The 14,705-nt window shown below is 45.2% G+C and carries 15 protein-coding genes; 12 read left to right on the top strand and 3 right to left on the bottom strand.

Going from position 1 to position 14,705, the window contains the following annotated elements; genetic code table 11:
• The first annotated feature begins 96 nt into the window (after positions 1-96).
• From ACUN27_RS32380 to ACUN27_RS32365, 4 genes are read left to right on the top strand one after another with little or no spacing between them, the layout of a single operon-like run.
• A complete protein-coding gene (locus tag ACUN27_RS32380) occupies positions 97-1,128 on the top strand; it encodes a LacI family DNA-binding transcriptional regulator (RefSeq protein WP_315953150.1) in 1,032 nt (343 codons plus the stop codon).
• A gap of 39 nt (positions 1,129-1,167) precedes the next feature.
• Positions 1,168-2,328, top strand: coding sequence for a Gfo/Idh/MocA family protein (locus ACUN27_RS32375; protein WP_315953151.1), 1,161 nt, complete (start codon positions 1,168-1,170; stop codon positions 2,326-2,328).
• A 33-nt stretch (positions 2,329-2,361) separates the two neighbouring features.
• Positions 2,362-2,991: a ThuA domain-containing protein gene (locus ACUN27_RS32370; protein WP_315953152.1), complete on the top strand. Its 630-nt coding sequence runs from the start codon at positions 2,362-2,364 to the stop codon at positions 2,989-2,991.
• A gap of 21 nt (positions 2,992-3,012) precedes the next feature.
• On the top strand, positions 3,013-4,107 hold the full coding sequence (locus ACUN27_RS32365; protein WP_315953153.1) for a Gfo/Idh/MocA family protein: 1,095 nt from the start codon (positions 3,013-3,015) through the stop codon (positions 4,105-4,107).
• Between the two features lie 396 nt (positions 4,108-4,503).
• On the opposite strand, the gene sspI is transcribed toward ACUN27_RS32365, so the two are convergent.
• The gene (sspI, locus tag ACUN27_RS32360; protein ID WP_127453137.1) at positions 4,504-4,707 is read right to left on the bottom strand and encodes a small acid-soluble spore protein SspI; all 204 of its coding nucleotides are present in this window, start codon (positions 4,705-4,707) and stop codon (positions 4,504-4,506) included.
• Between the two features lie 161 nt (positions 4,708-4,868).
• On the opposite strand from sspI, the gene ACUN27_RS32355 reads away from it, so the two are divergent.
• A complete protein-coding gene (locus ACUN27_RS32355; protein WP_315953154.1) occupies positions 4,869-5,528 on the top strand; it encodes a potassium channel family protein in 660 nt (219 codons plus the stop codon).
• A gap of 9 nt (positions 5,529-5,537) precedes the next feature.
• Positions 5,538-6,332 carry a TrmH family RNA methyltransferase gene (locus ACUN27_RS32350; protein WP_326060607.1) on the top strand — a complete coding sequence of 265 codons (795 nt, stop codon included), beginning with the start codon at positions 5,538-5,540 and terminating at the stop codon, positions 6,330-6,332.
• 81 nt (positions 6,333-6,413) lie between these two features.
• On the opposite strand, the gene ACUN27_RS32345 is transcribed toward ACUN27_RS32350, so the two are convergent.
• Positions 6,414-7,310 carry a LysR family transcriptional regulator gene (locus ACUN27_RS32345; RefSeq protein ID WP_445560261.1) on the bottom strand — a complete coding sequence of 299 codons (897 nt, stop codon included), beginning with the start codon at positions 7,308-7,310 and terminating at the stop codon, positions 6,414-6,416.
• Positions 7,311-7,507: 197 nt separating this feature from the next.
• Here ACUN27_RS32345 and ACUN27_RS32340 point away from each other — a divergent pair, with 197 nt between their 5' ends.
• Positions 7,508-8,521: a YeiH family protein gene (locus ACUN27_RS32340; protein WP_445560260.1), complete on the top strand. Its 1,014-nt coding sequence runs from the start codon at positions 7,508-7,510 to the stop codon at positions 8,519-8,521.
• A 29-nt stretch (positions 8,522-8,550) separates the two neighbouring features.
• On the opposite strand, the gene ACUN27_RS32335 is transcribed toward ACUN27_RS32340, so the two are convergent.
• A complete protein-coding gene (locus tag ACUN27_RS32335; protein WP_445560259.1) occupies positions 8,551-9,711 on the bottom strand; it encodes an epoxide hydrolase family protein in 1,161 nt (386 codons plus the stop codon).
• A 110-nt stretch (positions 9,712-9,821) separates the two neighbouring features.
• Between ACUN27_RS32335 and ACUN27_RS32330 the strand changes: the two genes are divergently transcribed.
• The 5 genes from ACUN27_RS32330 (at position 9,822) to rpmF (ending at position 14,652) form a co-directional block, all read left to right on the top strand.
• Positions 9,822-10,676 (top strand): helix-turn-helix domain-containing protein, encoded by an 855-nt coding sequence (locus ACUN27_RS32330; protein WP_445560258.1) that lies wholly within the window; start codon positions 9,822-9,824, stop codon positions 10,674-10,676.
• Positions 10,677-11,030: 354 nt separating this feature from the next.
• On the top strand, positions 11,031-12,167 hold the full coding sequence (locus ACUN27_RS32325) for an MGDG synthase family glycosyltransferase (RefSeq protein ID WP_445560257.1): 1,137 nt from the start codon (positions 11,031-11,033) through the stop codon (positions 12,165-12,167).
• 30 nt (positions 12,168-12,197) lie between these two features.
• Positions 12,198-13,553: a polysaccharide deacetylase family protein gene (locus ACUN27_RS32320; protein WP_326060613.1), complete on the top strand. Its 1,356-nt coding sequence runs from the start codon at positions 12,198-12,200 to the stop codon at positions 13,551-13,553.
• Positions 13,534-14,193, top strand: a complete 660-nt coding sequence (locus ACUN27_RS32315) for a TVP38/TMEM64 family protein (protein WP_326060614.1) — start codon at positions 13,534-13,536, stop codon at positions 14,191-14,193. The genes ACUN27_RS32320 and ACUN27_RS32315 overlap by 20 nt, the downstream gene beginning before the upstream one ends.
• A 282-nt stretch (positions 14,194-14,475) precedes the next feature.
• Entirely contained in the window at positions 14,476-14,652 is a 177-nt protein-coding gene (rpmF, locus tag ACUN27_RS32310; protein WP_028553571.1) for a 50S ribosomal protein L32, read from the top strand.
• The last annotated feature ends 53 nt before the right edge of the window (positions 14,653-14,705 follow it).

Below are 14,705 nucleotides of genomic sequence, written 5' to 3'. Positions count from 1 at the left end.
TTTTTTGGCGGTAATGTATTGACAAAAATAGCTCTTGAATGAGAAAATGTACGCGTGTACATAATGGATCTCAGTAATGAAAATGGAGGCTTCTACATGGTGACTAGAAAAGAGGTTGCTGAATTAGCCGGTGTTTCCGAAGCGACCGTTTCCCGTGTATTTAATGGGCTCGGGCCCATGAAGCCTGCTACGAAGGCGCGTGTTCTGGAAGCGGCTGGCCAGCTGAATTATCATCCGAATGCGATTGCGCAAAGCTTTGCACGAAGACGCAGCGGAAATCTCGGTGTGGTGCTTCCTTATATGCCTAAGGTACATCTGTTCTCAGCATATTATTTTGCGGAAATCTTAAGCGGGATCGGCGAGCAAGTAAGGGAGCAGGGGTATGACTTGCTTCTATCGTTGTTGAAGCCGGATGAAAGCTTGGACTACGCGAGGCTCTACCGATCACAGAAAGTGGATGCTTGTGTGATTCTGGGCGCAAGAGATACACCGGAGCAGCGAGAATCGCTTCAACAGCTGCAGGAGCAGGGGCACCCCTTCTGTTTGGTGAATCAGCATTTTGAGGGTTTAGCTTTTCACGAGGTGGATGCCGATCATGTCGATGGCAGCTATCAGGCTGTTCGCCATTTGCAGGAGGAGGGCTACCGGAAGATTGCCTTCCTGAACGGCTCGCCGGAGTACTCCAATTCCGGGGACAGGCTTCAAGGCTATCTCAAAGCGATGTACGATGCAGGGCTTGAGACGCCACACGAGATGCTGCTTGAAGGCAATTACAGCCGGAAAAGCGGTTACGAAGCAGCGGAAAGGCTTTGGGCGCAGCGGGAGCAGGTGGAAGCGGTTTTTGCCGCAAATGATCGCATGGCTATCGGCCTGATGCAAGGACTTCGGGAAAAAGGTTGGGTGGCAGGTCGGGACTTTGCCGTCGTGGGCTGCGATGACTCCGATGCCGCTAAACTGAGCGACCCACCGCTCAGCAGTATTAATGTGCCATTTTATGAGATGGGAAAAGAAGCGGCACGAAGTGTATTGGCTCGCGTCATGCAGGGGGAAAGTGTGAATCCTCCCAATGTTAAGCTGCCAACCCAACTCATCATTCGTCAGTCATCTAAGAGCAGTTCACTTATATAAGGATAGAACGATTAACCACTTAAGGAGGCTTTCAATTTTATGAAATCATTCAATATTGGTATGGTCGGTTATAAGTTTATGGGCAAAGCGCACAGCCATGCTTATAAGGATTTGCACATGTTTTTCCCGCAGACGGCGGTGCCGAACATGAAGCTCATCTGCGGACGTGATGAGAACGGTGTCAAAACCGCAGCCGAGCAGTTCGGCTGGGATGGTTACGTCACCGACTGGCGCGAGCTGGTCACGCATCCTGAGATCGACATCGTCGATATCAATGCTCCCAGCGACGCGCACAAGGAAATCGCGCTTGCAGCGGCCAAAGCCGGCAAGCACCTGTTCTGTGAGAAGCCGCTGGCGCTGACCCTTGCCGATGCAAGGGAGATGCTGGAGGCGGCTGAAACGGCCGGGGTGAAGCACATGGTCGGCTTCAACTACCGGTTTGCTCCTGCGGTGCAGCTCGCGAAGAAGCTGGTCGAGAGCGGTCGACTCGGCGAGATCTATCACTTCCGCGCGTGGTTCCTGCAGGACTGGATCGTAGATCCGACGTTCCCGCTGGTATGGCGCTTGCAGAAGGAGATTGCCGGCTCCGGATCGCACGGCGATTTGGGTGCGCATCTGATCGATCTGGCGCATTTCCTGGTTGGCGATATGACAGAAGTTATCGGGATGAGCGAGACGTTCGTGAAGGAGCGTCCACTGCCGAGCTCCATGACAGGACTTAGCGCCAAGGGCAGCAAGGACGCGCCGCATGGTCCGGTCACTGTGGATGACGCGACGTTGTTTATGGCCCGTTTCGCGAACGGAGCGCTGGGCAGCTTCGAGGCTACACGGTTTGCAGCCGGTCACCGGTGTACGAATTCTTTTGAAATTAATGGCAGTAAAGGCAGTGTGAAGTTTGATTTTGAGCGCTTGAACGAGCTGCAGGTATATTTTACAAGTGATGATGAGGATGTTCAGGGGTTCCGCCGTGTTCTGGCAACAGATGCGCCCCACGCTTATATGGATGCTTGGTGGCCGGCCGGACATACAATCGGGTATGAGCACACGTTCGTGCACGAGGTTGTGGAGCTAATGAACGCGCTTTCAGAAGATCGTCAGCCGGTTCCGAATTTTGTGGATGGCGTGAAGTGTCAAGAGGTGCTGGAAGCCGTGGATCAATCCATTGAGCAGCGCCGTTGGGTGAAAATTAGCGAGGTTTAAGCTTAATCAGAAGCAGAGAGGAGCTTGCGCAAGATGAGTAAACAAGCATTGATTGTCTGGGGTGGCTGGGATGGTCATCAACCTGAGGAAGTGGCTGGGATTTTTGCGGGGTTATTGCGCGAAGAAGGTTATGGCGTGGAGGTATCTGATACGCTGGATAGTTTTAAGGATGCGGAACGCTTGAAAGGCATTGATCTCATTGTACCTGTATGGACGATGGGGAAAATTGAGAAAGAGCAATTGACACCGTTACTTGCCGCAGTGAAAGAAGGCGGAACCGGGATTGCCGGCTGCCACGGCGGGATGGGGGATTCCTTCCGGAATGAAGTCGAGTACCAATACATGGTCGGCGGTCAATGGGTCGCTCATCCGGGCAATGACGGTGTTACCTACACGGTGCGGATCAAAGATCGTCAGCATTCTCTGACAGAGGGAATAAACGATTTTGTCGTCGTCTCTGAAAAGTATTACATGCATGTCGATCCTGCTATTCAAGTGCATGCGGTGACGGATTTCGGCGATGTGGAGATGCCGGTGGTGTGGACCAAAACCTATGGCGAAGGCAAAGTGTACTATAACTCGCTTGGCCATCAAGCCAACATCGTACGGATGCCGGAAACACTTGAGCTTATGCGCCGCGGCTTGCTGTGGGCGACACGATAACGAAGAGGAGGAGCGAAAAAGATGAGTAAAAAGAAGGTTGGTATTATTGGTTGCGGGAATATTAGTGCTGCTTATATGAAGAATATTCCTAACTTTGAGCATTTGGAGCTGCTCGCTTGCGCGGATATCGATTTGGAGAGAGCGAAGGCGCGGGCGGAGGAGTTTAATATTCCTCACGCGTATTCGGTTCAGGAGCTTTTGAATGATGCGAATATTGACATTGTCATCAATCTGACGATTCCAGCTGCACACGCGGAAGTCTGTATTCAGGTATTGGAAGCGGGCAAACACGTCTATGTGGAAAAGCCGCTAGCGGTTACGCGCGAAGAGGGCTTACGCATTCTGGAGGTAGCTCGCCGTAAAGGATTGTCAGTCGGCAGCGCGCCGGATACCTTCCTCGGTGGAGGAATTCAGACATGCGTGAAACTGATCAATGACGGTTGGATCGGCACACCGATTGCCGCAACGGCTTTCATGATGGGCAAAGGTCACGAGCATTGGCATCCGGACCCTGAGTTTTACTATGCAAAAGGCGGCGGCCCTATGTTCGATATGGGTCCTTATTATCTTACAGCATTAGTAGCTCTGCTAGGGCCTATTCGCCGTGTAACAGGCTCGACAGGCATCAGCTTCCCGGAGCGTACAATTAAGAGCGAGAAAAAACGCGGACAGAAGATCACGGTAGAGACGCCAACGCATATTGCGGGCGTGCTTGATTTCCATAGCGGCGCAATTGCTACGCTGGTTACAAGCTTTGATATTATGGGCGGCACGCAGCTGCCGAACATTGAAATCTATGGCAGCCATGGCTCTTTGCGCGTACCGGATCCTAATACTTTTGGCGGTCAGGTGATGATCCGTAAAAATGGTTCCGACTGGGAGCCGATTCCATTATCCCATGGCTACAAAGAAAACAGCCGCGGTTTGGGTGTTGCCGCAATGGCGCAAGCACTCATCAGCGGTGAGCGTGAAGCGCATCGCGCGAATGGCGAGCTGGCGTACCATGTGCTGGAGGCTATGCATGGCTTCCATGACGCAGCGAGTGAAGGCAAGCACTATGTGATGCAAAGCAGCTGTGAAAGACCGGCGCCTTTGTCGCCGAACACTGTGCTTTAGCAATTATCAATTATTAATGATCGATTATCCTCCTCTTGGATTAGAGGGGGATTTTTTTGTTTGATGCAGGGGTGGGGCACAGCAGCGTGGACGATTCCCTAAGGCTCGTTGCTATTGGAAAAACTACCGTTAATGTGCACTGATAGGTGGAAGGAATTGGAATAGAGGTAGAAACTCAAGCTACATTGATGGAATTTTAGCGAAACATAGCGGATATGGGGAAATTAGAGGTACAAAATTCAGTTAATTAGGTGAAGATGGATATATTACAGGAATTAGCAGGAGTAATCAGCTTTACTTGCTGAGAATAGTTAGAGAAGATCAGGCTGTCGAGTACGAATATTCAGCTAAGGGATTGCAAGGAGCAGCCCCCTAGCCGATGGTGGAAATTTGAGGTCAAGGGAGATGCCCTTTTAAGGTTTCAACGAGTTCATTTTGGATATTTGCTTCACTATGCTGCCATATGATTTCGAAAAGCACACCTAGCCCGGGCAATACCCTTTCTTCCCCGCCAATCGAATCTTCAATAATTTCTTGAAGTTCGTCATTGGATTTATTTTGGACTCTCTGGACGATGGCCTGTCTTAATGTAATGTTCATTCGTTCGTGGACCTCGCTTCCCTTTCGTTATCGATACTAATATGCGCAAGTTGATGTCGGTTCATCCTCCACCTTCGCCTCTTTCCGCGCACAGCGAGTTTACAGATCGCAAGTATGTTATAATTTAGAATCATATTGGAATTTGGAGGAAACGCCAGCCTATGAGAAAACAATTTGCCATTATTGGAATGGGAAGATTCGGGTCCAGCATTGCCAGAACGTTGTCACAATTAGGTTTTGAAGTCATGGCCATTGATTCTCGTGAAGAGACTGTGCAAGAGATCTCATCGATCGTCACGCACGCCGTACAAGCGGATTCAACGGATGAAGAAGCGCTTCGGGCTCTGGGTATACGCAATTTTGACGTTGTCGTAGTCGCCATTGGGGAGGATATTCAAGCGAGTATCTTGACCACATTAATTCTCAAAGAAATGGGAATACCTACGGTAGTTGTGAAAGCTGTGAATGACTTGCACGGGAAGGTGCTTAAGAAAATCGGCGCTGACAAGGTCGTTTATCCAGAGAGGGATATGGGACAGCGTGTCGCGCATCACTTAATCTCATCTAATATTGTTGATTACATAGAATTGTCCTCAGATCACAGCATTGTGGAGATTCAAGCCTCCCGTCATATGATTGGCCAAAATCTAAAAGAACTTGATATTAGGGCCAAATACGGTTGCAATGTGATTGCGATCAAACACAATGATAAGCTGATCATTCCGCCAAGCGCGGAGGAAAAGCTGCGACCTGATGATATTTTGGTTGTCGTTGGAAAAAATTCGGATCTTCAAACGTTTGAAGTGACTTTTGCAGAGTAGGTAGAAGAAATGACACATACGGAAATTATGTCTGTTCAAAATGCCCGTGTGAAAGAATGGGCACAGCTTTTGGAACGCAAGGGTAGAGATAAGCAAGGGAAATACATCATCGAAGGCCATCATCTGGTGGAGGAAGCGCTGCGTGCGGGAGCCTCTGTCGAAACCGTTATCTTCAGCCTGGAAAAAGGTTTGCCTGACGGTCTAGCTGGGCTGGTATCGCCGGGCGAAGTAGAATGGGTCGGCGTCAGCCAAGCCGTCCTGGAGAAATGCACGGATACGCAGACGCCGCAGGGCGTGCTGGCTATTGTTGCTCGGCCGCAGCTGGGCATGGACGAGCTGCTCGCTGGCGAGCATGATCTTGTTGTGGTCCTGGACGGCATCCAGGACCCGGGCAACCTCGGCACCATCATCCGCAGCGCGGATGCGGTTGGTGCCAAAGCGGTAGTGCTCGGCCGTGGCACGGTCGATCTGTACAATCCCAAGACGATCCGCTCGACGATGGGATCGATGTATCATCTGCCGATTGTGGAGGCAGATTTGGGGCTTTTGCTGCCGCGAGCGCGTGAGCGCGGCGTGCGCCTCGTGACCACGAGCCTGCAGGCGCAGAGCTCGTGTTACGACACGGACCTGCGGCAGCCGACGTGGCTGATTCTCGGCAACGAGGGCCGGGGCGTGTCGCCGGAGGTTGCTGCGCTGTCGGATGTGCAGGTCATCATCCCGATGCAGGGGAAGGCGGAGTCGCTGAATGTGGCCATGGCGGCTACGGTGCTGCTGTTTGAGGCTTCGCGGCAGCGGTTGATGTAGCTCGGGGGCATTCAATTCATTGCCGCCAATAATAAACGATAAGGCACCCTCAGTATACTGAGGGTGCCTTTTTTATCCGAATTAAGAACGCACGAAAGGCGTTTGCTCCAACAGCTTTTGTATAAACATTTGAATAGCCATTGACGAAGAAGTATCTTTATTTTGAATAAACCAGAAATCACGTTCTTTTAGCTTGGGATTGAGAGGGATAGCCGTAATCTCTCCAGTTTCTAATTCTTTACGAACAATCCAGCGTGACAGAATGGAGATTCCTAAGCCAGCAGCAACGGCTTCTTTAACTCCTTGGCTGCTAGTAAATACATAGGATCGTTTAATGCGTAAGTCGTTCGTATGGATAAACTTATCGCTATAAGATCGGGTACCGGAGCCATGTTCCCTGAGAACCCAGGTGCAATCATGGAGCATATCTGGCTTCACGGTCTTTTTGGCGCATAATGGATGATCCGGAGATGCAATGAGAAGCATTTCATCTTTCATATAAGTTGTAAGTTGAATCCCGTTCTGTGACACTTCTCCCTCAACTAAACCTAGATCAAGTTTGTTGGCTTTCAGCGCTAAGGCAATCTCCTCTGTATTGGCAATAGTCAAAGACAAATCGACTTCTGGAAACTGATTTGCAAAATCCGCAAGCAGCCGCGGCAAAATATATTCACCAATTGTAAAACTAGCCCCAATTTGAATAGATCCTGTTACCTTCTGATTGAGTAAATGGATGTCTTGTTTTCCTTGTTCGTAAAGGGAAAGAATTTGCTTAGCTTGCCGATATAGTATATCTCCTGCATCTGTAAGAACAACATGCTTCGGCGATCGATGCATAAGTTTGGCATTGAATTCGTTTTCCAGGTTGCGAATTTGTAATGAAACGGCTGGCTGGGACAAGTTTAACAATTCTCCTGCTCTAGAGAAGTTATTTTGTTCTGCTACCGTAACAAACACGCGAAGTGCATCAACAATCATTTCCATACCCCCTAGAACTATATTGTACAAATTCTTTGGAGGGGCCACAACTTAATCATAAGTTTTTCTCATGGTAAAGATTGAATATTGATATTTCACTTATTGTTAAAGCGGCCTTATAGTGAAAGAGGTAAAGGACAACAAAGTTAAACTTGAAGGAGAGGGTGAGGATTATGGAAGTCTTATATGCCTTACCAATGAAGCAAAAGGGACAAGATTTCGTGCAAGGAATTAGCATAACTTTCGTTCTTGCAATCGTTGCAAAGTATTTAGGGGGCTTTCCGTTTCTCAGTATTATGGGCCAACTTGTGATAGCGATCCTGCTTGGTATGCTTTACAGGGGGGTTATTGGGGTCCCGCATCAAGCCATAAAAGGGATCTCTTTCTCAAGCAAAACGCTTTTACGCTACGGCATCATCTTGTTGGGAATGAGATTGAACTTGGTCGATATCGTTCACGCTGGTCCTAAAGTTTTGGCTATTGCAATTATTAATATCGTTTTTACGATTTTTGTTGTTTATGGTATAGCAAGGTTGTTTAAGGTAGAAAACCGCTTAGGCATCTTGACAGCCTGTGGCACCGCGATTTGTGGGGCAGCTGCAGTTGTAGCGATATCACCGCAAATTAAGGCGAATGATAATGAGACAGCTATTGGAGCCGCGACTGTTGCTATTTTGGGTACCATTTTCACACTTCTCTATACGATTCTATATCCGGTCCTAGGCTTAACAGCAAAAGGTTATGGTATCTTCTCTGGGGCAACCCTTCACGAAATTGCGCATGTCATCGCGGCAGCAGCTCCCGGAGGTAAAGATGCCGTGGATCTGGCTGTAATTGTGAAATTAACAAGAGTTGCTCTTTTGGTACCGGTGGCAATCGTGCTTGGTGTCTGGACAAACCGTACCGAGCGTAAGAAAAATACCGTCGTCCAAAAAGCGAGCTGGAGATCCATTCCGATTCCATGGTTTATTCTAGGCTTCCTTGTTATGAGTGGTATAAACACATTAGAATTCATACCAACTGGTTTTACCAACCAAATCATCCTTCTTGCCTATTTCCTGATTGCGATGGCGATGGCTGGTCTTGGGCTTAATGTTGACTTGGCCACGTTCCGACGCTTGGGGATGAAGTCGTTTGCTGCAGGTTTAATAGGGTCTGTATTGCTTTCAATTCTAGGCTATCTGCTTATTGATCTGTTTGGATTAAAGTAACAAGCAAACATAAGAAGAGAACGATTCTATTAATGATTCATCTTCACTCTAAAAGTCCTGTAAAAGTTACGAATGTCCTGAGCCAGAAGCTCGGGTTCTTCCATAGCGGTAAAATGTCCGCCACGGGGCAGCGAAGCCCAGTGAATGACATTTAGGTTGCGTACTGCCCATTCTTTGGGAGGTAGCAAAATATCTGCAGGGAACAATGCGATGCCTGTCGGTACATCTATATAGCCCAATGGTGGTAAAGAATGTGAATTTTCATAATACATCCGTGCTGAAGAACCGATTGTGTTCGTAACCCAATACAACATAATATGAGTGATGAGTTCATCCTCGTTGAATTTCTGCTGAAGGTTACCATTACAATCGCTCCATGCACGATATTTTTCAACGATCCAGCCAGCCAAGCCTACCGGTGAATCGGTTAGTCCATAAGCAAGGCTCTGTGGTTTTGTGGATTGAACGGACATATAGCCACCTTCTTGAGCAATCCATTCCGAAGCGCTTTTCTTGTATTGCAGCTCTTCTTCCGTAAGCTTCGCCTGATCAGATGAAGCCATGAGGTTCCTTTTAATGCCGATATCGGTTAAGTGGATGCCGTATAACAGTTCAGGATGGTTTGCTGCCAGATATCTTGTAACTCCTGATCCAATATCCCCACCTGCGGCAGCAAATTTTCGGTACCCTAATTCTTCTGTCATTAGCTTAGCCCACATCTCCGAGACGCGAAAACTGTTGACGCCAGCATGTTTAGGGTGACTAGAGAATCCAAACCCAGGTAATGAAGGGACAATCACGTCAAAAGAATCCTCAGGATTACCGCCGTAGCTGGCAGGATCGGTGAGAAGAGGAATGATCTTTTGATAACGAAGGTAACTGTCGGGCCATCCGTGGGTAAGAATAATGGGCATTGAATTGGGTCCTTTACCACGTTCATGTACGAAGTGCACGTCTATGCCGTCGATATTGCAGCAAAACTGGGACAAGCGGTTCAACTGGGTTTCTTGCGCGCGCCAGTCATAATGTTCTTTCCAATAAGAAATGAGCGACTTTAAATAACTTAATTCTGTGCCTCGTTCCCACCCCGCGTTTTCTATTTGATCCGGCCAACAAGTGTGATGCAGTCTGTATGTTAGATCGTCAAGGATCTCGTCAGAGACATGAATGTGAAAACGTTCAATAGCCATTGTGGTTTTTCCCTCCTTTTGTTGGTACAATCGCTATTATATCTCTCACACTTGTCTGGTACACTGCCAATAATGAAGTAATTAACTATAATATTTGATAGGTGATGGCTATGCCACAAATAGATCGACACAAAAACCGAACCGTGAATATTGAATTTGCCGCAGTGGAGGATTTCAGCATGCTTCCTAATCCTGAACGTCTTTCTCTGATTCTCATTACGTCAGGAAGTATGAGCGGGACATTAAATGAACGGCCAATTTCCATTTCCGCTCCTGGTGTTCTTTGCTTAGCTGAAACAGATGATATGAAAGTCATGGAGAAACAAAACATTGCTGCACAATCCTTTCATTTTCATCCCGAATTTCTGAACACCACAGTTCTTTCCGAAACGCAGGGCTATTTTCCGACGGGGCCGCGAATACAAACAGGTCATTCACTTTTTCAAAGAGATGATCCACATACCACTATCCCCCGCATCACGGAGAAGGCATTTCCGCTTTTATTTGAATGGTTTTTTATACTAGGTATGGAAGTGCAGGCGCAAAGTGATTCACGTTGGGTGTGCAGAGTAAAAAGATACCTCATTCAAATATTGGGTTTGCTGGAGGATTTAAATCGAAATGGTGAACAATCACCTGTTGATTCCGTGTTAGAATATATAGAGATGAACTATTCCAGAAAGATTTCTCTGGAAGATCTAACGAATTGCGCTCATTTAAACCGTGTGACCCTGAATAAGATGTTTCAGGAAAGGTGCGGAAATACAGCAATGGGTTACTTGCTATCACATCGTTTGAAGGTTGTATGTGAGCTTTTAACTCATACAGGTATGAAGCTTGATGAAATCGCACGTGCTACAGGATTTGAGTATGACACATACCTTATCAAGCAATTCACGGCTAAAAAAGGCATCTCACCTACAAAATATAGGAACACTACTCGCAAGTTCGCCACAGTCCAATAGAATTCATATATAAAAGCCGCCTAGCTGCAGCTTTTTTGTTTTATAAAGATATGGATTTTTTTCACATGAAAAGAACCTAAACGGCTGAGTGAAAAATTAAGGCATCATTCATCGATTTATTTAGACTTCGTTTAAGTACGTTGGTAAGATAGAGATGAGGATTCATGTAAATTTTTAATTAGATGTTTGAGTATACACTCGGGTAGTTATTAGTAATAATAGGCCAATTAAGAAAAACTTAAGAATTAGTTCACAATGACTTTAATAAACTTCATTATGATGGGACTAATCTTAGATGTCTTTCACAAGCGAATTACCAGGCAGTGTAGACTAACACACTGGAGGAAATGCGAATTGACCAAATTACCTCGGATTCTTGTACTTACTGCGAGTTATGGCGCGGGGCACGAACTAGCGGCATACGCGATTAAAGAATATTGTCGCCGATATAGCCTTGCTCATGTTCAAATCATTGATTTGATGAAAGAAGCTCATCCCGTATTAAATAAAATATCCACTTCTGTTTATATGAGTAGTTTTCATGCTGCGAGATTTGGTATTCATTATTATGGTTGGAGCTATTATTTGACTCAAAGAAACAATGCTTATAGTCCTGTTCTTGCTGGTTTAAATCGGTTAGGAACCAAACAATTGTTTGAGATTATTCAAAGAGAACAACCAGATGGTGTTATCAATACATTTCCATATGGAGCTTCTCCCATTGTAAGCAAGCTTTTCGATATTCCAACGTTCACCATAATGACGGATTATGTCATTCACGCAAGATGGCTTCATCCTGCAATTGATAAATACTATGTGGCAAGTGAAGATTTGAAAGCTAATATGATCGAGAATGGGATCAATGAAAAGGTCATAGAAGTAACGGGAATACCCATTCGAGATGCTTTTGAAAATAATAACTATCCGAATGAGAATAAAAACAATAAAATGATACTTATTATAGTTGGACCATATAGTCAATTAGACCTTACAGCTAAAATGATAAAAAGTCTTGATATTATAAAGGACTGTCATATTACTGTGGTATGTGGCCGAAATGCTAAGTTGAATCAACTCCTGACAAAGCAATTTCAAAATAATTGCAGAGTCAAGATTCTGGGTTTCGTCGAGCAGATGGATGAACTCATGGCTTCAGCCACATGTATCATTAGTAAAGCAGGAGGTTTAACATTAGCTGAATCTCTTGCTCTAAAAGTTCCACTTTTTATTTATCGGCCGTTCGCTGGTCAAGAAAAGGATAATGCCACTTATTTTTCTGAAAAAGGTATTGCATTTATCAGTCATCGGATGAGTGATCTCGCTAACCAAATTCGTCAATTTATAGATAATGATACTAGTGTTTCTCTAGTAAAAAACAAAATGGATTTCTTACATCATAGAAAAGCAGCAGAAAGGATCGTTACGGACGTTCTTAGTACGATCTTTGGACGCAGGAGAGAGCAAGTGATATCGAATTCACCCATGATTTAAACAATCCACTCTAGAAAGAATGTGATTGGCTTGCATACATTGTTATGGGGCATTTTTATCGTACTGCTTCTATATACAATTTTGCCTACTATTATCGTTCGTTTACTTTGTCTGTGGGTGTACAAAAAGAAAGTGAGCAAGGAAGGCATAGCTTTAACCTTTGACGATGGTCCTGATCCAGAGTTTACGCCGCAATTGTTGGATCTTCTCTCCAAATATCAGATCAAAGCCGCATTCTTTGTACTTGGGTCCAAAGCGGAGAAGTATCCAGATATCATTCTGCGCATTCATCATGAAGGGCATCTGATCGGCATTCACAATTATGTCCATTGGACAAATGCTTTTATGACCCCGAAAACGGTTCGAAAGCAATTGAATGATTCCGTAGAAGCGATTGAGAAAATTATTGGGGTAAAGCCGATTTATTATCGTCCTCCTTGGGGGATTATTAATGTCTTTGACCTATTTTTAGTAAAGCAATATCGTTTGGTTCTCTGGTCGTTAATGGTAAAAGATTGGAGAAGTAGGGGAGGCAAGAACCGCATAAGATCAACCTTATTAGCCAAACTACAAATGAATCATATTATCGTGCTTCATGATAGTGGGCAGACTTTTGGGGCGAATCGAGATGCTCCTCACCATATGCTGAAGGCCCTCGAGGATTTCATTGAAATATGCAAACAGCGAAACTTTCCTTTTCTACCCATAGACACCTACTTACAATTACTACAATTTAAGAAAAGGAAGCCAAGTGGGCTTGTAAAGAAATGTCTCGTTTTCATCTGGTTAAAATGGGAACGCATGTTCAATTGGTTATTCAACATTCGGCCAATTGATGTGAATAATCAAATTTTCAATAGCCGAGTGGTCAAATATCACGGGAAAACGATCCATTTGGGAAGTGGGGAAGAGTTGACTTCCGGAGATCTGGTTGTTGAACTTCATTTTAATAATGAGAAACTTCATCAATTGATTACGGAATCTACCTCTATGTTCCAACTTGCTGTCAAAATGAAACATGATGTACAGAGCTTTTTGCCCACACTGGCCCAACGGATTCATAGCATGCCCGAAAAAGTCAAAGCGATCTACGGAATCACTATGATACACAGAGGTTCTAGACAATTAGGTTTTACCGTGACAGAGTTACCAAAAGGTTTGTTTAGCAGATTTACACAGATCTATTTAAAGACGTTATTATATGTGCTTCATCCTAACGGAAGAGATCGATTGAAACTGAAAAGTGAACTATTGTCTCCAAGAATAGCAACTATTTCTACTGAGGAACTCTACAAAAAATACGCGGTTACTGTGGAACCTATGCCGATCTCAGAACATGCGATTTCGATCAGTCAGGAAGTTTTATATGAAGCAAACAGGACCTAATACGAAGCTTTTTAGCGTTATTAGTATACTTGTCATTGTAGGTATCTCAGGTTATTATCTTTATCTTGTTCATACAGGAGAAGCAGATGGGTACATTCATCGTATTCGGGAGCTTGGGTGGATAGGCACTATCATTGGCATCTTTGTGCAGTCCATTGTTAATATTCTACCGGTACCTGGAGAGTTCATCTCTATCGGACTCATGGAAATATATGGTCCCGTTTGGGGTGGTATTTATTCGTGGATAGGCGGTGTACTCGGCGCGGTGGGTGCGCTGTATCTCACCAAATGGATTGCAAAGCCTTTCTTCGGTAAATTAGCGCAGCCATTTCTACAAAAAGTAGAAGAGTTCACAAAAAGGCATGAAACGTTTGGTCTTTTACTCATTCGATTCGTCCCTTTGGTCCCGTATCATTTTGTGAATTATGCGTTGGGTTTTTTGAAAATAAACATTTGGTCTTTTATCTGGACCACTGGCTTGGGCATACTTCCCTTCACGATTGCAATGAGTGGTCTTTATGCGGGGGTTCGTAATGGTTCACTCTTATGGGGAGCTATTGGGATCGTCATATTTATAGGATTGCTAGGAGTAAGCTTGCTGATAAAAGGAAGGCGGAGACGAGTCTCTGATCGGGTTTGAATTCGATTTAAATTAGTAATGAAAAGCACTTTATGTTTCGGATAATTCTTAATCAAAAGACGTGACTTGAATAGAACGGAAAGTACGAAAAGACTTACAACCCCAAGAACGCCACCCGTTCTTGAGCCGTTCTCCCCACTAATTACCGCACGAAGAACGGATAGCGTTCTTGTATTTTCATTCTCCATATAACCATTATCCCAACTCAGCATTGACAATATAGTTCAAGAAAGTTATTATATTCTTTGTTGATTTATGTAACTGAAAAGAGGTGTTTTGAAAATGGCAGTTCCTCAACGGAGAACGTCCAAAACACGTCGCGATAAGCGCCGTACTCACTTTAAACTGGAAGTACCAGGAATGGTGAAGTGTGAACAATGTGCAGAATTGAAGAAAGCACATCATGTTTGCAAAAACTGCGGTTCATATAAAGGTAGAGAGATCGTTAAAGCTCAATAATAATATGAATTGCACCGGAAATGACACTTCTAAACAATTAGGGTGTCATTTTT

It is taken from the genome of Paenibacillus sp. WC2504, from assembly GCF_052682475.1.
This window is presented reverse-complemented; position numbering and strand designations above follow the sequence as displayed.

Coding starts and splice junctions, on each gene's coding strand:
- ACUN27_RS32380 (WP_315953150.1), top strand. CDS start 97: ATGGTGACTAGAAAAGAGGTTGCTGAATTAGCCGGTGTTTCCGAAGCG.
- ACUN27_RS32375 (WP_315953151.1), top strand. CDS start 1,168: ATGAAATCATTCAATATTGGTATGGTCGGTTATAAGTTTATGGGCAAA.
- ACUN27_RS32370 (WP_315953152.1), top strand. CDS start 2,362: ATGAGTAAACAAGCATTGATTGTCTGGGGTGGCTGGGATGGTCATCAA.
- ACUN27_RS32365 (WP_315953153.1), top strand. CDS start 3,013: ATGAGTAAAAAGAAGGTTGGTATTATTGGTTGCGGGAATATTAGTGCT.
- sspI (WP_127453137.1), bottom strand. CDS start 4,707: ATGAACATTACATTAAGACAGGCCATCGTCCAGAGAGTCCAAAATAAA.
- ACUN27_RS32355 (WP_315953154.1), top strand. CDS start 4,869: ATGAGAAAACAATTTGCCATTATTGGAATGGGAAGATTCGGGTCCAGC.
- ACUN27_RS32350 (WP_326060607.1), top strand. CDS start 5,538: ATGACACATACGGAAATTATGTCTGTTCAAAATGCCCGTGTGAAAGAA.
- ACUN27_RS32345 (WP_445560261.1), bottom strand. CDS start 7,310: ATGATTGTTGATGCACTTCGCGTGTTTGTTACGGTAGCAGAACAAAAT.
- ACUN27_RS32340 (WP_445560260.1), top strand. CDS start 7,508: ATGAAGCAAAAGGGACAAGATTTCGTGCAAGGAATTAGCATAACTTTC.
- ACUN27_RS32335 (WP_445560259.1), bottom strand. CDS start 9,711: ATGGCTATTGAACGTTTTCACATTCATGTCTCTGACGAGATCCTTGAC.
- ACUN27_RS32330 (WP_445560258.1), top strand. CDS start 9,822: ATGCCACAAATAGATCGACACAAAAACCGAACCGTGAATATTGAATTT.
- ACUN27_RS32315 (WP_326060614.1), top strand. CDS start 13,534: ATGAAGCAAACAGGACCTAATACGAAGCTTTTTAGCGTTATTAGTATA.
- rpmF (WP_028553571.1), top strand. CDS start 14,476: ATGGCAGTTCCTCAACGGAGAACGTCCAAAACACGTCGCGATAAGCGC.